This window comes from Streptomyces griseosporeus (assembly GCF_014656055.1).
Classification (GTDB): Bacteria; Actinomycetota; Actinomycetes; order Streptomycetales; family Streptomycetaceae; genus Streptomyces; species Streptomyces griseosporeus.
The window spans coordinates 267,555-285,568 of record NZ_BNBR01000009.1 but is presented as its reverse complement, the minus strand read 5'-3'; the positions used below and the strand labels follow the sequence as shown (position 1 = coordinate 285,568).

The 18,014-nt window shown below is 71.1% G+C and carries 11 protein-coding genes; 3 read left to right on the top strand and 8 right to left on the bottom strand.

Going from position 1 to position 18,014, the window contains the following annotated elements:
* Window positions 1-2 precede the first annotated feature (2 nt).
* Together IE308_RS34680 and IE308_RS34675 are read left to right on the top strand one after the other, a co-directional pair.
* Window positions 3-4,721 (top strand): putative T7SS-secreted protein, encoded by a 4,719-nt coding sequence (locus tag IE308_RS34680; RefSeq protein ID WP_190220929.1) that lies wholly within the window; start codon window positions 3-5, stop codon window positions 4,719-4,721.
* 21 nt (window positions 4,722-4,742) lie between these two features.
* Entirely contained in the window at window positions 4,743-5,078 is a 336-nt protein-coding gene (locus tag IE308_RS34675; protein WP_110627440.1) for a hypothetical protein, read from the top strand.
* Between the two features lie 77 nt (window positions 5,079-5,155).
* Here IE308_RS34675 and IE308_RS34670 read toward each other — a convergent pair whose 3' ends face one another.
* The 8 genes from IE308_RS34670 to IE308_RS34635 all read right to left on the bottom strand — a co-directional run bounded on the left by IE308_RS34670 (window position 5,156) and on the right by IE308_RS34635 (window position 14,924).
* Window positions 5,156-5,872, bottom strand: coding sequence for an ABC transporter ATP-binding protein (locus IE308_RS34670; RefSeq protein ID WP_190220928.1), 717 nt, complete (start codon window positions 5,870-5,872; stop codon window positions 5,156-5,158).
* Complete coding sequence (locus tag IE308_RS34665; protein WP_110627438.1) at window positions 5,869-6,735, bottom strand: ABC transporter ATP-binding protein; 867 nt, start codon at window positions 6,733-6,735, stop codon at window positions 5,869-5,871. The genes IE308_RS34670 and IE308_RS34665 overlap by 4 nt, the downstream gene beginning before the upstream one ends.
* A gap of 6 nt (window positions 6,736-6,741) precedes the next feature.
* Window positions 6,742-8,538, bottom strand: coding sequence for a branched-chain amino acid ABC transporter permease (locus IE308_RS34660; RefSeq protein WP_110636280.1), 1,797 nt, complete (start codon window positions 8,536-8,538; stop codon window positions 6,742-6,744).
* 5 nt (window positions 8,539-8,543) lie between these two features.
* Window positions 8,544-9,473, bottom strand: a complete 930-nt coding sequence (locus IE308_RS34655; protein WP_110627437.1) for a branched-chain amino acid ABC transporter permease — start codon at window positions 9,471-9,473, stop codon at window positions 8,544-8,546.
* A 127-nt stretch (window positions 9,474-9,600) separates the two neighbouring features.
* Complete coding sequence (locus IE308_RS34650) at window positions 9,601-10,824, bottom strand: branched-chain amino acid ABC transporter substrate-binding protein (RefSeq protein ID WP_190220927.1); 1,224 nt, start codon at window positions 10,822-10,824, stop codon at window positions 9,601-9,603.
* Between the two features lie 282 nt (window positions 10,825-11,106).
* Window positions 11,107-11,724 (bottom strand): Tat pathway signal sequence domain protein, encoded by a 618-nt coding sequence (locus IE308_RS34645; RefSeq protein WP_190220926.1) that lies wholly within the window; start codon window positions 11,722-11,724, stop codon window positions 11,107-11,109.
* 332 nt (window positions 11,725-12,056) lie between these two features.
* Entirely contained in the window at window positions 12,057-12,545 is a 489-nt protein-coding gene (locus IE308_RS34640) for a PaaI family thioesterase (RefSeq protein WP_190220925.1), read from the bottom strand.
* Window positions 12,546-12,644: 99 nt separating this feature from the next.
* Complete coding sequence (locus tag IE308_RS34635) at window positions 12,645-14,924, bottom strand: FdhF/YdeP family oxidoreductase (protein WP_190220924.1); 2,280 nt, start codon at window positions 14,922-14,924, stop codon at window positions 12,645-12,647.
* A 354-nt stretch (window positions 14,925-15,278) separates the two neighbouring features.
* Here IE308_RS34635 and polA point away from each other — a divergent pair, with 354 nt between their 5' ends.
* Window positions 15,279-18,005 (top strand): DNA polymerase I, encoded by a 2,727-nt coding sequence (polA, locus tag IE308_RS34630; RefSeq protein WP_190220923.1) that lies wholly within the window; start codon window positions 15,279-15,281, stop codon window positions 18,003-18,005.
* Window positions 18,006-18,014 lie beyond the last annotated feature (9 nt).

The following is an 18,014-nucleotide window of genomic DNA, read 5'->3' as shown; positions in this document are numbered from 1 at the left end:
GCGTGGGTATCGGGGATTTCCTCAGCGACATCACGCCCGACTCGGTGGAGGACGCCGTCGAGAAGGGCGTCGAGTGGGCGGGCAACCGGATCGAGGACGCGGGGAACTGGACCGCGGACCGGCTGGACGACGTCGGGTGGGAGTCGGGGGCCGACTGGGTGCGGGAGCAGTCCCGTTCGGTCGCGAACCGGATGGGCGCCGAGGTCGACGAGCTGGATCTGGGGCAGACCGAGGACAAGACGAAGCTCGTCTACGGCAGTGCGTCGAAGCTGCGGGAGACGGCGGAGCGACTGCGGGGTTTCCAGGGGGCGTTCGACAGCGTCGGTGACGGTCTGAAGGGTCTGGACTCCTCGCGGCTGAAGGGCGTGGCGGCGGAGACGCTGCGGACGGTGGTGGGGGACCAGCCGCGCAAGTGGTTCAACGGCGCCGACGCCTGTGAGGAGGCGGCCGCCGCGCTGGAGGCGTTCGCGGGCACGGTGGAGTGGGCGCAGGGGCAGGCGCAGGCGGCGATCGACCTGTGGAAGAAGGGCGTCAAGGCGTCCGAGGAGGCGGCGGACGCGCACCGCAGGAAGGTCGACGACTACAACAAGGCCGTCGACCGGTACAACGCGCAGCCGGCGGACCAGCGTGATCCGTCGTCGTTGCCGCCGCGTCCGGCGTCGACGTTCGACGATCCCGGCAAGGCGCTGATGGAGGAGGCGCAGGAGCTGCTGGCGCAGGCGCGCAAGCAGCGCAACGCGGCGGCTGAGGCCGCGCGGGGGAAGGTGCGCGCGGCGCGGGACCGGGCGCCGGAGAAGCCGTCGTACGCCGATCAGGTGGGGGACGGTTTCCAGGAGCTGCAGATCATGGGTGACCATGTCGGCGGTGGTCTGATCAAGGGCACGGCCGGCCTGGTGAACTTCGTGCGGAGTGTCAATCCGCTGGACCCGTACAACATCACGCACCCGGCGGAGTACGCCATGTCGCTGAACAGTCTGGCGGCCGGGCTGGTGGTGGCGGCGAACGACCCGCTGGGCACGGGCCGTCAGATGGTCAGTGACTTCATGAAGGACCCGGCGGAGGGGTTCGGCCGGCTGCTGCCGGATCTGGCGCTGACCGCGGCGACGGCCGGCGGGGGTGCCGCGGTGAAGGGGGTGCGGGTCGCCGAGGAGGCGGCGGACGCGGCGCGGGTGCGGCGGTTGCTCGACGACGTTCCGGAGGGGACGCACGGCCGTCCGGACTTCGAGCGGACGACGAAGGGGACGGACCCGGTCGACCTGGCGTCGGGGCGGATGTTCCTGGCGCAGACGGATGTGGAGCTGCCGGGCATCCTGCCGCTGCTGTTCACGCGGCGTACGGAGTCGGGGTGCGCGGTGGGCCGTTTCCTCGGGCCGTCGTGGGTGTCCACGGTGGACGAGCGGCTGGAGGTGGACGCGTGCGGGGTCGTGCATGTGACCGCGGACGGTCTGCTGGTGCCGTATCCGCATCCGGTGCCGGGGGTGGCGACGGGTCCGGGGTCGGGGACGGCGCGTGCGGTGCTGGCCCGGGACGTGGAGGGTGACTACACGCTGACGGACCCGGACTCGGGTGTGGTGCGTCGTTTCGCGGCGCCGGCGGGTGCGGAGCCGGGTGGGGACGGTACGGCCTGGCTGGTGGAGGTGGCCGACCGCAACGGCCACAGTGTGTCGGTGGACCGTGCGGAGGCGGGTCTGCCGCTGGCGCTGGTCCATTCGTCGGGGCGCCGGGTGGCGGTGACGACGGCCGGCGGTCGTATCACGGCGTTGTCGCTGGCGGGGGCCGGTGCGGGCGGTGCGGATGTGCCGTTGATGGCGTACGGCTACGAGGGCGGCGATCTGACGGCCGTGGTGAAGCCGTCGGGGGCGACGACGGCGTTCGTGTACGACGAGCGGCGGCGGGTCGTGGCGTGGGTCGACTCCAACGGGAGCCGGTACGACTACGTGTACGACGAGCGGGACCGGGTCGTCGCCGAGGGCGGTGAGGCCGGGCATGTGCAGATCACGCTGGCGTACACCGAGCCGGACGCGGTGACGGGGCTGCGCACGACGACGCTGACGACGGCCGAGGGCGCGGTGACGCGGCATGTGATCGGGCGTGGCTGCCGGGTGGTGGCGACGACGGATCCGCTGGGGAACACGACGCGGTTCTCGCACGACGCGCGGGGCAATCCGCTGACGCGGACGGATCCGCTGGGCCGTACCACGTCGTTCGGGTACGACGGGGAGGGCCGGCTGGTCCTGGTGCGGTATCCGGACGGCGCGGAGGTGCGGGCCGTGCGGGACGCGGCGGGCCGGCCGGTGGAGCTGTACGGGCCGGACGGGGCGCGGTGGCTGCAGGAGTTCGACGAGCGCGGCAACCGGGTCGCGTTGACCGACCCGGCGGGGCAGACGGTGCGCTGGTCGTACGACGGGGCCGGGCGGGTGACGTCGGTGACCGACGCGCTGGGCGCGGTGACGCGGGTGCGGTGCGACGCGGCGGGGCTGCCGGTGGAGGTCACGGATCCGGCCGGGGGTGTGACGCGGCTGGTGCGGGACGGGCTGGGCCGGCTGGTGGCGGTCACCGATCCGGTGGGCGGGGTGACGCGGCTGGCGTGGACGGCGGACGGGCGGCTGGCGCGGCGGGAGGCGCCGGGCGGGGTCACGGAGTCGTGGACGTACGACGGTGAGGGCAACTGTCTCAGCCACACCGATCCGGCCGGCGGGGTCTCGCGGTACGAGTACACGCACTTCGACCTGGTCAGCGCGCGGATCCGGCCGGACGGGGCGCGGTTCGAGTTCGCGTACGACGCCGGTCTGCGGCTCACGCGGGTCACCGATCCGCGGGGTCTGACGTGGTCGTACGCGTACGACGCGGCGGGCCGGCCGGTGGCGGAGACGGACTTCGACGGCCGTACCGTGCGGTGCCGTTTCGACGCGGCGGGACAGCTGGTGGAGCGGGTCGACGCCGGTGGCGGCACGGTGTCGTACGCGCACGACGAGCGGGGCCGGGTGGTCCGCAAGGAGGCCGGCGGGCGGGTCACCACGTATGTGTACGACCGGGCGGGGCGGCTGCTGCAGGCGTCGGGTCCGGACGGTGAGCTGGTGCGCCGGTACGACCGGGCGGGCCGGCTGAAGACGGAGCTGGTCGACGGGCGGGCGATGGACTTCGCGTACGACGCGGCCGGCCGGCGGGTGCGGCGTACGACGCCGTCCGGGCTGGTCACCACGTACGCCTATGACGCGGTGGGCCGGCCGGTGCGGATGGTCACGGGTGGTCGTGAGGTCGCGTTCGCCCATGACGCGGCGGGCCGGGAGCTGGAGCGGGTCTTCGGTGCGGGGCTGCGGCTGACGTCCGCGTGGGACGAGGCGGGTCGGCTGGCGGAGCAGCGGCTGGTGGCGGGCGAGCGTGAGGTGAACAGCCGGTCCTACGGGTACCGTGCGGACGGTCATCTGACGGAGGTGCTGGACGGGCTGTCCGGGGCGCGGACGTTCGATCTGGACCCGGTGGGCCGGGTCACCGCGGTGCACGGCCGGGGCTGGAGCGAGCGGTACGCGTACGACGGGTCGGGGAACCAGACGCGGGCGTCGTGGCCGGCGGCGCATCCCGGGCACGAGGCGGCCGGTGCGCGCGCGTACGAGGGCACCGTGCTGACGCGGGCCGGGGGTGTGCGGTTAGAGTACGACGCGGTGGGGCGGGTGGTGCTGCGGCAGCGGACGCGGCTGTCCCGCAAGCCCGACACGTGGCGGTACGAGTGGGACGCCGAGGACCGGCTGACGGGGGTGACGACGCCGGACGGCACGCGGTGGCGTTATGCCTACGATCCGCTGGGCCGCCGTACGGCGAAGCAGCGCCTCGGCGGTGACGGCGAGAGCGTCGTGGAGGAGGTCCGCTTCTCCTGGGACGGTACGACGCTGTGCGAGCAGACCACGGTGTCCGCGGAGCTGCCGAACCCGGTGGTGCTGACGTGGGACCACCGCGGGCTGGTGCCGCTGGCGCAGACGGAGCGGATCCTGGCGTCGGACCTGACGCAGGAGGAGGTCGACCGGCGGTTCTTCGCCATCGCGACGGACCTGGTGGGCGCGCCGACGGAGCTGGTGGACGAGGCAGGTGACATCGCCTGGCGGTCGCGGTCGACGCTGTGGGGGACCACGGCGTGGGCCCGGTCGAGCACGGCGTACACCCCGCTGCGTTTCCCGGGTCAGTACTACGACGCCGAGAGCGGGCTGCACTACAACCTGCACCGGCACTACGACCCGGAGACCGGCCGCTACACCTCGCCCGACCCGCTGGGGCTGGCGCCGGCGCCGAACCCGGTGGGGTACGTGCACAACCCGCACACCATGAGCGACCCGCTGGGCCTGTCGCCGTACCCGCAGGGCGGGGACGGGCCCAAGATCGGCGAGTACACGTCCAAGGGCGAGGGCCAGGACCTCAAGCGGTCGGCCATGGTCGGCGACGACCAGTGGCACTTCAACACCGGTCACGGCTACGACCGCGCGCACACGGGGCCGGGCGGGGTGCAGAACGACCTGCGGACGACCAACCTCAACCCGGATCAGATCGAGCAGGAGATCGTCTCGGACGTGTACCGGTACATGGACAACGGCGGGACCGTGCCGACGCCGGGGCCGGGGTTCTCGGGGCCGTTGGAGCGGTCGGTGCATATCGACGGGCACGATGTGGGGTACCGCGTCATCAAACGGCCCGACGGGGCCTATCAGCTCTCCACCTACTGGCTCAACTGATCACTGCTCGAGAAGGAAGTCATGTCCGATCTGATTGCCGCGTCCAGGGACCTCGGCCGGGTGCTCGACGAAGCCGGTGCCGAGAGCCGGCAGGTCCGGGACGCCGTCAGGGATTTCGTCGAGAAGGTCACGTTCGCGACCGCCGACGAGATCGTCGCGATGCTGCGGGAGGTGCTCGCCGAGGACTGGATGGCGCTGCCGCCGTGGGCGCGCAATCTCGCCTACCGGCTGGCCTGTCTGCAGCGTCCGGACGACGCTGAGCTGCTGCGGGAGGCCGCCGCGGACCTGCTGTGCTTCGGGCCGGACTGGGACGAGCAGGCGGAGGAGCTGAAGCGGAGGGCGGCGGAGCTGGAGTAGCCGCCTCCCGCACCCGGGAACGACACGGCCGCCGCCTCCCGTGGCCGGGAGGCGGCGGTCCGTGTGTGTGCGGTGGGTCAGTCCTCGCCGAGGTACGCCTTGCGGACGGACTCGTCGTGGAGGAGGTCCTGGCCGGTGCCGGACAGGACGATGTTGCCGACCTCCATGACATGGCCGCGGTCGGCGAGGGAGAGGGCCGCCTGGGCGTTCTGCTCGACCAGCAGAATCGTTGTGCCCTGCGACTTCAGCTCGGCGATGGTGGCCATGATCTTCTGCATCATGATCGGCGAGAGACCCATGGAGGGCTCGTCGAGCATGAGCAGCTTCGGCTGGGACATCAGCGCGCGCCCCATGGCGAGCATCTGCTGCTCACCGCCGGAGAGGGTGCCGGCGGCCTGGTTGCGGCGTTCGCCCAGGATGGGGAAGAGGTCGTAGGCCCGCTGGATGTCCTTCTCGATGCCTTCCTTGTCCTTGCGGAGGAACGCGCCGAGCTGGAGGTTCTCGAAGATCGTCAGGCGGGGGAAGATGTGCCGGCCCTCGGGGGAGTGGGCGAGGCCCAGAGCGACGATCTTGTGCGCGGGGACCCCGGTGAGCGGCTTGCCCTCGAAAAGGATCTTCCCGGAGGTGGGCTTCAGCAGACCGGAGAGCGTGCGCAGGGTGGTCGTCTTGCCGGCGCCGTTGGTGCCGATGAGGGTGACGACCTGGCCGGCCTCGACGCTGAAGGAGATGCCCTTGACGGCTTCGATCTTGCCGTAGGAGACCCGGAGGTCTTCGACCTCGAGGAGTGCGGTCACTTGGCCTCTCCCTTGGTGCTGGTGGTGCTGGGTGCGTCGCCGGACGTGCCGGTCCCGGCCTCGGTCACCTCGGTGGCCTCGGCCTCTCCGGGCTCGCCCTGGAAGGGCTCGCCCAGGTAGGCGGCGACGACACGCTCGTCGGCCTGGACGACGTCGGAGGTGCCCTCGACGAGCTTCTCGCCCTGGACGAGGACGGCGACGCGGTCGCAGAGGTTGAAGACGAAGCGCATGTCGTGCTCGATGAGCAGGACGGCGATGCCCTTGTCCCGGATGGCGAAGACGAGGTCCTCGGTGGCCCGGGTCTCCTGCGGGTTCATGCCGGCGGTGGGCTCGTCCAGCAGGAGCAGGCCCGGCTCGCTGGCGAGGGCACGGGCGATCTCCAGCTTGCGCTGCTCACCGTAGGGCAGGTTGCGGGCGAGGTGGTCGCGCTTGTCCGCGAGGCCGATGAACTCCAGGAGTTCCATCGCCCGTTCCTCGCTCGCCTTCTCGGCCTTCTTGAAGCCGGGGCCGCGCAGCAGGGCGGACCAGAGGCCTTCCTTGGTGCGGGTGTGCCGGCCGACGAGGACGTTCTCCAGGACCGTCATGTTGGCGAACAGGCGGATGTTCTGGAAGGTGCGCGCGATGCCGGCCTTGGTGACGAGGTGCGGCTTGGGCGGCAGGACCGTGCCCTTGTAGGAGACGGTGCCCTCGGTCGGGACGTACAGGCCGGTCAGGCAGTTGAAGAAGGTCGTCTTGCCGGCGCCGTTGGGCCCGATGAGGCCGACGATCTCGCCGGAGTTGACGGTGAAGTCGACCGAGCGGACGGCGGTCAGGCCGCCGAAGCGCATGGTGACGTCGCGTGCTTCGAGTACGGGTGTGGTCATGGTCGGTTACGCCCCCGCCTTGGTGACGGCCGGTTCGTCGGTCAGCGTCGTGGTTTCTGGTACGTCGAGTTGGCCGGTCTCGTGGAACTCCAGCTGGCGGCGGCGGTTGGCCACGATGCCCTCGGGGCGGAAGCGCATCAGCAGGATGAGCGCGATGCCGAAGGCGAGGAGCGACTTGTCCTGGAGGAAGACGAGCTTCTCCGGGATCAGGTAGAGCAGTGCCGCGCCGAGCAGGGGGCCCGCGACCGTGCCCATGCCGCCGAGGACGACCGCGGCGAGCAGGAACGCGGAGTTGGGCGGGGTGGAGCCGGCGAACTGGTACGGCGTCGGTACGACGCTGTAGGTGACGTGGGCGCTGACGGTGCCGGCGAGGCCGGCGAGGGAGGCGCCGAGGGCGAAGGCGATGAGCTTCACGCGGAAGCCGTTGATGCCCATGGCGGTGGCGGCGGTCTCGTCCTCGCGGATGGCGATCCAGGAGCGGCCGATGCGGGAGTCCGCGGCGCGGGTGTAGACGAGGACCACGATGGCCATGATCAGGACCATCAGCAGGTAGTAGTTGGCGAACCGGCCGAGGGTGAGGCCGCCGACGTCGTGCGCCTCGCCGAGGTTGAAGCCGAAGAGGCTCAGGTCGGGGATGGCGGCGATGCCGTTGGGGCCGTTGGTGATGTCCGGGCCGGAGGCGCCGTCCATGTTGTTGACGGCGATCCGGAAGATCTCTCCGAAGCCCAGGGTGACGATGGCCAGGTAGTCGCCGCGCAGCCGGAGCGTCGGGGCGCCGATGAGGACGCCGAAGACGAGGGAGGCGGCGGCGCCGGCCAGGGCGGCGGCCCAGAAGGGGAACTGGACGCCGGAGAAGCGGGAGAACTCGGACCCGGACACGAGGGCGGCGGTGTAGGCGCCGACGCCGAGGAAGGCGACGTAACCGAGGTCGAGGAGGCCGGCGAGGCCGACGACGATGTTCAGGCCGAGGGCGACGGTGCCGAAGATGAGGATGTTGACGCCGATGTTGGCGTAGTGGTCGTCGCTCTGCGTGAAGGGGAACGCGATCGCGGCGAGGAAGCCCATGGCCAGCGTGAAGCTGCGGTTGCGGGCGACGATCCGCGAGAAGCGGTCGAGGATTCCGGCGGTGTGCAGTGCCCACATGGCGAACGCGACGACGATGAGGTAGCCGACGAACAGCTCGCCGTACTCGGTGTCGATGCCGTAGGTGAAGACGCCGAGGCCGACGGCGGTCACGACGGTGATGACGGCGCGTTCGAGCCAGGGGGCGAGGGGCGCGGGGGCCGGGATGTGCTCGGCCTTGGCGACGTAGGCCTTCAGGTCGCTCTTGGTGCCGCCGGTGCGCTCCTGGGGGAGGGCGAGGGCGCCGAGGAGCGGCACGAGGGAGGCCACGGCGGCGATCCAGCCGCCCGGTTCCAGGTTGACGACGCCGCCCAGTTCCGCGCAGATCGCGATGACGGTGAACCAGGTGACGGCGAAGCCGCCGAGCGCGGTGAGGACCTGCGGCGCGTTGTTGCCGGCGGGCAGCAGCCAGCGCAGCCCGCGCACGCCGTACCCGGCCAGGGCGTACAGCGCGGTGAGGACACCGGCGACGAAGGTCAGCCACTGCAGGCCACCGGGGTAGCCGCTGATGGTGAGGTCGCCGGGGAACTCGGAGGTCCACGTCCAGGCCAGGAAGGCCGAGGCCGCGGTGGCGATGCCGCCGGCGAGCAGCAGGGCGCGGGCGGCCGCGAGGGGCAGCGGCAGCAGTCCGCGCGCGGGGGCGGCGGCCGGGGTCTCGGGTGTGGTCTTGGTCTCGGTCATGTGGATCACGCCCTGTCCGCGACGCGTTCGCCGAGCAGGCCCTGTGGCCTGACGAGCAGCACGATGATGAGCAGGCAGAAGGCCCAGACGTCCTTCCAGGAGCCGCCGCCGAAGAGGTGCATGCCGGGGATGTCGTCGATGTAGGCGGAGGCGAGGGTCTCGGCGATGCCGAGGACGACGCCGCCGAGCATGGCGCCGTAGATGTTGCCGATACCGCCGAGGACGGCCGCTGTGAAGGCCTTCAGGCCCATCAGGAAGCCCATGCGGTAGTCGACGTTGCCGTACTTCATGCCGTAGGCGAGGGCCGCGACGGCGGCGAAGAGGCCGCCGATGGCGAACGCGATGACGATGATGCGGTTGGTGTCGATGCCCATGAGCTGGGCGGTGTCCGGGTCCTGCGCGGTGGCCTGCATGGCGCGGCCGGTGCGGCTCTTGCGGACGAAGATCGCGAGGGCGGCCATGCAGATGACGGCGGCGCAGATGAGGAAGATGTCGGCGTCCTTGATGGTGACGGAGCCGATGTCGTGGGTGGTGTCGAGGCCGGGGAAGGCGCGCGCCTTGTCCGCCTCGGGGTAGAAGTTGCGGACGACTTCCTGCAGGGCCAGGGAGAGGCCGATGGCGGTGATGAGCGGTGCCAGGCGGGGTGCTCCGCGCAGCGGCCGGTAGGCGAAGCGTTCGGCTCCGACCGCGATGAGAACGGCGACGATGGCGCCGCCCAGCAGCATCAGCGGGACTGCGGCTGCCATGGGGGTGCCGTCGGGAAGTATGTAGAAGTAGACCGTGAGGGCGCCGAACGCTCCGGTCATGAAGATCTCGCCGTGCGCGAAGTTGATGAGCTGGACGATGCCGTACACCATCGTGTAGCCGATGGCGATCAGCCCGTACATCGAGCCTAGGAGCAGCCCGTTGGCCAGCTGCTGCGGCAGGGTGTTCACCGCGTGGCCTCCATGTCGCTATTGGTTGGGGTGTGCACTGTGGGTGCTGGTCTGTCCGGGTGTGGAAACGGGCCGCGCGGTCGGGGTCCTCCTGCCGCGCGGCCCGTGAGCGGTGGTGCGGGGTCGGTCAGTCGGCGGTGCCGGTCTTGGCGGCCTTCCACTTGCCCTTCTCGACCGCGTACACGGTGAGCTGCTTGTTGGTCGTGTCGCCGTACTCGTCGAAGGAGACCTTGCCGGTGAGGCCGTCGAAGTTGGACTTCTGGACCTCGTCGACGACCTTCGAGCGCAGGTCGTTGTTGTCGGTCGGCAGCTTGCCGCCGTTGGCGTCCTTGACGGCCTTCACAGCGCGGATGATGGCGCTGGCGGCGTCGTAGGAGTACGCGCCGTAGGCGCCGTAGTCGCCCTTGTAGCCCTTGGCCTTGTAGGTGGCGATGAAGTTCTTGGCCGCGGGCAGGGTGTCGGCGGGGACACCGATCGCGGTGGCGAGGTCGCCCTCGGAGGCCGCGCCGGCCGTCTCGATGTAGGTGCTGGCGAACATGCCGTCACCGCCGAACAGCGGGATCTTGACGCCGGCGCCCTTGAGCTGCTTCGTGATCAGCGACGACTCGTCGTACTGACCGCCGTAGTAGAGGATGTCGGCGCCGGAGTTCTTGATCTTGGTGACGAGGGAGCCGAAGTCCTTGTCGCCGGTGTTGATGTGGTCGGTCTGGACGACCGTGCCGCCCAGCTTCTTGAACTGTTCGGCGAAGATCTTGGCCAGACCCGCGCCGTAGGTCTGCTTGTCGTCGACGACGAAGGCCTTCTTCTTCTTGAGGTCGTTGAAGGCGTAGCCGGCGGCGAAGCTGCCCTGCAGTTCGTCGGTCGTGGCGGTGCGGAAGTACGTCTTGTACGGCCGCTTCTTGTCCGTCTGCCAGTTCTTGCCCTGGGTCAGCTCCGGGTTGGTGTTCGAGGGGGAGATCTGGACCATGTTGGCCGAGGCGAACACCTGCTGCATGGTCTGAGCGACGCCGGAGTTCAGCGGGCCGACGACGCCGACGACGCTCTTGTCGCCGGTCAGGGCCGTGGCGTTGGACTGTCCGGTGGCGGGCTGGGCCTTGTCGTCCAGGGCCTTGAGCTTGAATTTCACGCCCGGCACGAGGTTGTTCTTGTTGGCGTCGTCGACGGCGATCTGAGCGCCGTACTGGATGCCGAGACCGGTGGTGGAGTTCTCGCCGGACAGAGGGGCGTCGACGCCGATCGTCAGTGTGGTGGTGTTACCGCCGTCGCTCGAACCACCGCCGTTGTCGTCTCGGGAGCCGCAGGCGGTGAGAGTCAGAGCTCCGGTCGTGAGAACGGAGGTAAGAATCACCATGGAACGCTGTCGCACAATCAGTCCTTTCCGCAGGCTCGGCCGCCCTCTGCAGGGGCGGCGGGAGCCGCGCCGGTACCGAACTCCCGATGGAGCGGTGACTGGGCGTGACTCTAAGCGCGAGGAAGAACGTGGAGGAGGGTCTGACCAAGGCTGTGACGCTCTTGTTATGACACGAGGTAATGCAGAGCGGTACAGCGTGGGGGGTACAGCGGAATTCAGGCCGATTCGCCCGGTCCGCATAGTGAGAACCTGCAGGACTCGCGGCAGGTGCGTTCAGGTGTCTCAGCGGTTTTGGTGATGACCACTTTCGTTGCTGCAGGCGACTTGTAGGGCTTCCGAGAGGTCGCGCGCATAGCGCTCGCCCAGGATGAAACTGTGATCCTGTATTGCTTGCGGATTACGCAGGGTTACGTCCAGGAAAGGGAATCCGGCGTTCCTCGGTACTTTTCCGCATTCCGTGACATGCATGGTGATGGTGATCTTGCGGGGGGAACCTGCCCTTGTCCGGAAAGGGGGAGCCGGGCTCGCCGTCACCGTCAGGCCCGCGTAGGGCTGGGACACCCGGGTCACGCTGACCGGCGGCCCGGACCGCACGCTCACCAGCACGGAGAACCGGAACGCGTGGCTGCCGGCCGGGCGCGGGGCGGGCTGGTCGGCGGGGTAGGTCAGGGCGACGACCTGGATGGGATACGGCACCGGAGGGGGCGCCGGTGGCCGGGGCCGCGTGGCGTAGAGGTAACCGGCGCCGGCGAGGAGCAGGAGGGCGGCGAGGGTGAGGCGGAGGGGGCGAGAGTGGGGGAGGAGGTGTGTGGGGTGCGGGCGGCGCAAGATGCCGTCGGGACGGCGGCTCTCCGGGGCGAGGGTGCCGTCGCCCGGCTCGACCGGGCCGATCCCGCTCATGGCCCTGGCCCTGGCCCTGGCTCCGCGCCGGGCGAGGCCGGTTGCGGCGAGGCTGAGGGCTGCGGGGCTGCTGCCCATCCCATGTCCCGACGCTACGGCGGCAGGGGCGAGCGCACAACGGGCGGGACGGGGAAGGGCAGTTGGCGTCCGGCGGCGTCGGGTGCGCCCCGGGGCGGCCGGGCACGTTCGGCGATGGAGTCGGCCTGGGGCCGTTCAGTGCACGCGAGGTCGGCCGGGGCCGTTCGGCGCGCGGGAGGTCGCCCGGGCCCGTTCGGCGCGCGCCGGGGCGGGATCCGCTCGGCGCGCGCCGCGAGGGCGGAGGTGCGGTGCGGTCAGCCGGAGGCGCCGGCCTGCGCCGCGTCGCCGGGGTTGACGTCCCGCAGCAGGCAGGTCAGGCGGGCCGTGCACACGCGGCGGTCCTGCTCGTCGCTGATGACGATCTCGTACGTCGCCGTGGACCGTCCCCGGTGCACCGGCGTGGCGACGCCGGTGACCAGGCCGGAGCGGACCCCGCGGTGATGGGTGCAGTTCAGGTCGACACCCACGGCGATCTTGGTGCTGCCGCCGTGCAGCATGGAGCCGACCGAGCCGAGGGTCTCGGCCAGCACGGCGGAGGCCCCGCCGTGCAGCAGGCCGTAGGGCTGGGTGTTGCCCTCGACCGGCATGGTGCCGACGACGCGGTCCGGCGAGGCCTCCAGGATCTGCACGCCCATGCGCGTGCCGAGGTGGCCCGCGGAGAACAGGGCCTGCAGGTCGATGCCCAGGGCGGCGTACTCGTCGATGACCTCTTGCGGGAACTTCACGTGCTGCTGCTCGCCCATGGGGCCCGGCTCCGTTCGTCGAATCCGTCGATCTTTCGATCTGTCGGTCAGTCGGTCGTCCCGCGGGCACAGGGGCCGGCGGGTGACATAAGCAAACGCTCAGTCGGTGGCCGATTGTTCCAGACGGACGACGACGGACTTGCTGGCCGGGGTGTTGCTGGTGTCCGCGGTGGCGTCGAGCGGCACCAGCACGTTCGTCTCCGGGTAGTACGCCGCCGCGCAGCCCCGCGCGGTCGGGTAGTGCACGACACGGAAGCCGGGCGCCCGCCGCTCCACGCCGTCCTTCCACTCGCTGACCAGGTCGACGTACGACCCGTCGGCCACGCCCAGCGCCCGCGCGTCCTCGGGATGCACCAGCACCACCCGGCGCCCGCCCGTGATGCCCCGGTAGCGGTCGTCGAGGCCGTAGATCGTGGTGTTGTACTGGTCGTGCGAGCGCAGCGTCTGCAGCAGCAGCCGGCCCTCGGGCAGCTCCGGGTACTCCACGGGCGCCGCCGTGAAGTTGGCCTTGCCGGTGGCGGTGGGGAAGCGGCGCTCGTCGCGCGGGGCGTGCGGCAGGGTGAATCCGCCCGGCCGCGTCACGCGCGCGTTGAAGTCCTCGAAACCGGGGACCACCCGCGCGATGCGGTCCCTGATCGTGGCGTAGTCCTTCTCGAACTCCTCCCATGGCACCACGCTGCGCTCCCCGAGCACCCGGCGGGCCAGCCGGCACACGATCGCCGGCTCGGACAGCAGGTGCGGGCTCGCCGGCTCCAGCCGGCCGCGGGAGGCGTGCACCATGCCCATGGAGTCCTCGACGGTCACGAACTGCTCCCCGCTGCTCCGCACGTCGCGCTCGGTGCGCCCGAGGGTCGGCAGGATCAGCGCACGCGCGCCCGTGACGACGTGCGAGCGGTTCAGCTTCGTCGACACGTGCACGGTCAGGCGGGCGCGGCGCACCGCCGCCTCGGTGACCTCCGTGTCGGGGGTGGCGGAGACGAAGTTGCCGCCCATGGCGAAGAACACCTTCGCCTCGCCGTCCCGCAGCGCGCGGATCGCCCGGACCACGTCGTAGCCGTGCTCGCGCGGCGGGGCGAAGCCGAACTCCTTCTCCAGCGCGTCCAGGAAGGCGGGCGCGGGGCGTTCGAAGATGCCCATCGTCCGGTCGCCCTGCACGTTGGAGTGGCCGCGCACCGGGCACACACCCGCGCCCGGCCGGCCGACGTTGCCGCGCAGCAGCAGGAAGTTGACGACCTCGCGGATGGTCGGCACGGAGTGCTTGTGCTGGGTGAGCCCCATGGCCCAGCACACGATGGTCCGCTGCGAGGCGAGCACCATCTCCAGGGCCCGCTCGATCTCCGCGCGCGTGAGGCCGGTCGCGGTGAGCGTCTCGTCCCAGTCGGCGGCTCGGGCGACCCGCGCGAACTCCTCGTACCCGTGCGTGTGCTCGCGGACGAAGGTCTCGTCGACCGCGCCCTCGGTCTCGACGATCCTCTTGTTGAGGAGGCGGAAGAGGGCCTGGTCGCCGCCGATGCGGATCTGCAGGAACAGATCGGTGAGCGCGGCGCCGGCCGTGAGGCCCTTGGGGGTCTGCGGGTTCTTGAACCGCTCCAGGCCGGCCTCGGGCAGCGGGTTCACGCTGATGATCTTCGCGCCGTTCGCCTTCGCCTTCTCCAGGGCGGTGAGCATGCGCGGATGGTTGGTGCCGGGGTTCTGCCCGGCCACGATGATCAGGTCGGCCTTGTACAGGTCCTCCAGCAAAACGCTGCCCTTGCCGACGCCGATCGTCTCCGACAGCGCCGAGCCCGACGACTCGTGGCACATGTTGGAGCAGTCGGGCAGGTTGTTGGTGCCCAGCTCGCGCGCGAAGAGCTGGTAGAGGAACGCGGCCTCGTTGCTGGTGCGGCCGGAGGTGTAGAAGACGGCCTCGTCGGGGGAGCCGAGCGCGGCGATCTCCTCGGCGACGATGTCGAAGGCGCGCTCCCAGGTGACCGGCTCGTAGTGGTCGGAGCCCTCCGGCAGGTACATGGGGTGCGTCAGCCGGCCCTGCTGCCCCAGCCAGTAGCCGCTGCGGCCGGCGAGGTCGGTGACCGGGTGCGCGGCGAAGAACTCCGGGGTGACCCGGCGCAGGGTGGCCTCCTCGGCGACCGCCTTCGCGCCGTTCTCGCAGAACTCCGCCGTGTGCCGGTGCTCCGGCTCGGGCCAGGCGCAGCCCGGGCAGTCGAAGCCGTCCTTCTGGTTCACCCTGAGCAGGGTGAGCGCGGTGCGCTTCACGCCCATCTGCTGCCGGGCCATCCGCAGGGAGTGCGTGATGGCGGGCAGGCCGGCCGCCGCGTGCTGGGGCGCGCCGACCTCGGGCGCGTCCTGAACCGGATCGGCCTTCGGCGGCTTCGTCGCCATCGCAGCACTCCTTCGTCCGCATCTGTGAGGTACGTCTCCGATCCTCGCACGCGGCACTGACAGCCATCAGCCCCGGGCCTCCGCGGCCGGCGGCGGTGAGGGGCGCGCGTCCCCGCAGGTTCCGGCGGCGGGGCCCGCGGGTCCCTTCCCCCGGCCCGCACCTCCCCTCCTCCGTGCCCGCACTTCCCCTCCTCCCGTGCCGCTCCTCCCTCCTCCGTGCCCGCGCCTCCCTCCTCCGTGCCCGCTCCCCCCTCCTCCGTGCCCGCTCCCCCCTCCTCCCGTGCCGGCGCCTCCCCTCGCTCCGCGACCGGCGGTGGGGCTCGACTGTCAGTGGGCCGTGGCAGGATCGGGGGCGTGGCAGAGACAGCATCGAAGAAGACCGACAGCACCCCCGGCGCCGGCCGCCCGCGCCTGATGCTCATGGACGGGCACTCCCTGGCCTACCGCGCGTTCTTCGCGCTGCCCGCGGAGAACTTCACCACCGCGACGGGCCAGCCGACGAACGCGATCTACGGCTTCGCGTCGATGCTGGCCAACACCCTGCGTGACGAGGCGCCCACGCACTTCGCGGTGGCGTTCGACGTCTCCCGCAAGACCTGGCGGTCCGAGGAGTTCACCGAGTACAAGGCGAACCGCTCCAAGACCCCCGACGAGTTCAAGGGCCAGGTCGAGCTGATCGGCGAGCTGCTCGACGCCATGCACGCCCAGCGCTTCGCCGTCGACGGCTTCGAGGCCGACGACATCATCGCCACGCTCGCCACCCAGGCCGAGGCCGAGGGCTTCGAGGTGCTGATCGTCACCGGCGACCGGGACAACTTCCAGTTGATCACCGACAACGTCACGGTGCTGTACCCGACGAAGGGCGTCTCGGAGCTGACCCGGTTCACCCCGGAGAAGGTCTTCGAGAAGTACGGCTTGACGCCTGCCCAGTACCCGGACTTCGCGGCCCTGCGCGGCGACCCGTCCGACAACCTGCCCGGCATCCCCGGCGTCGGCGAGAAGACGGCCGCGAAGTGGATCAACCAGTTCGGCTCCTTCGCCGAGCTGGTCGAGCGGGTCGACGAGGTCAAGGGCAAGGCCGGACAGAACCTGCGCGACCACCTGGAAGCGGTCAAGCTCAACCGCCGCCTCACGGAGATGGTGCGCACGGTCGAACTGGACCGCACCGTCGCCGACCTGGAGCGCGCGCCGTACGACCGCAAGGCCGTCGCGATGATCCTGGACACCCTGGAGATCCGCAACCCGTCGCTGCGCGAGCGCCTGATGGCCGTCGACCCCGGCGCCGAGCAGGCCGAGACGACCCCGGTCGTCGCCGACGGCGTGACCGTCGACGGCACCGTCCTCGGCACGGGCGAGCTGGCCCCGTGGCTCGCCGAGCACGCGGGCGAGCCCCTGGGCGTGGCCACCGTCGACACCTGGGGCCTGGGCACCGGCTCCGTCGCCGAGGTCGCGCTCGCCGCGGCCGGCGGCGCCGCGGCCTGGTTCGACCCGGCGCAGCTGGACGAGGCCGACGAGACGGCGTTCGCGGCGTGGCTGGCCGACCCGGCGCGGCCCAAGGTCTTCCACAACGCCAAGGGCGCCATGCGCGTCTTCGCCGAGCACGGCTGGAGCGTCGACGGCGTCACCATGGACACCGCGCTCGCCGCCTACCTGGTCAAGCCGGGCCGCCGCTCCTTCGACCTGGACGCCCTGTCGATGGAGTACCTGCACCGCGAGCTGGCCCCCGCCGCCGCGGCCGACGGCCAGCTCGCCTTCGGCGCCGACGACGGCGCTGAGGCGGAGGCCCTGATGATCCAGGCCCGCGCGGTGCTCGACCTCGGCCAGGCCTTCGAGAGCAAGCTTGAAGAGGTCGGCGCCGCCGACCTGCTGCGCGACATGGAGCTGCCCACCTCCGCTCTGCTGGCCCGCATGGAGCGGCACGGCATCGCCGCCGACCGCACCCACCTGGAGGCCATGGAGCAGATGTTCGCGGGCGCCGTCCAGCAGGCGGTGAAGGAGGCCCACGCCGCGGCCGGGCACGAGTTCAACCTGGGCTCGCCCAAGCAGCTCCAGGAAGTCCTCTTCGGCGAGCTGGGCCTGCCCAAGACGAAGAAGACCAAGACGGGCTACACCACCGACGCCGACGCCCTGGCCTGGCTGGCCACGCAGACGGACAACGAACTGCCGGTGATCATGCTCCGGCACCGCGAGCAGGCCAAGCTGCGCGTCACCGTCGAGGGCCTGATCAAGACGATCGCGACGGACGGCCGTATCCACACGACGTTCAACCAGACCGTCGCGGCGACCGGCCGCCTGTCCTCCACCGACCCGAACCTGCAGAACATCCCGGTCCGCACCGACGAGGGCCGCGCCATCCGCCGCGGCTTCGTCGTCGGCGAGGGCTACGAGTCGCTGATGACCGCCGACTACAGCCAGATCGAGCTGCGCGTGATGGCCCACCTGTCGGAGGACGCGGGCCTGATCGAGGCGTTCACCTCCGGCGAGGACCTGCACACCACCGCCGCCTCCCAGGTGTTCGGCGTCGAACCCGCAGCCGTCGACGCCGAGATGCGCCGCAAGATCAAGGCGATGTCGTACGGCCTGGCCTACGGCCTGTCCGCGTTCGGCCTCTCCCAGCAGCTGAACATCGAGGCCGCCGAGGCGCGCGCGCTGATGGACGCCTACTTCGACCGCTTCGGCGGCGTGCGGGACTATCTGCGCCGGGTCGTCGACGAGGCGCGGGCCACGGGCTACACGGCGACGATCTTCGGCCGCCGCCGCTACCTGCCCGACCTCAACAGCGACAACCGGCAGCGCCGGGAGGCCGCCGAGCGCATGGCCCTCAACGCGCCGATCCAGGGCACGGCCGCCGACATCGTCAAGATCGCCATGCTCAAGGTCGACGCCGCGCTGCGGGAGGCGGACCTGAAGTCGCGCATGCTGCTCCAGGTGCACGACGAAATCGTCCTGGAGATCGCGCCCGGCGAGCGCGAGAAGGCCGAGGAACTGGTCCGCCGCGAGATGTCCAACGCCGTCGACCTCAGTGTCCCCCTGGGCGTCTCGGTCGGCGCGGGCCCGGACTGGGAGTCGGCGGCGCACTGACCCGCGCTG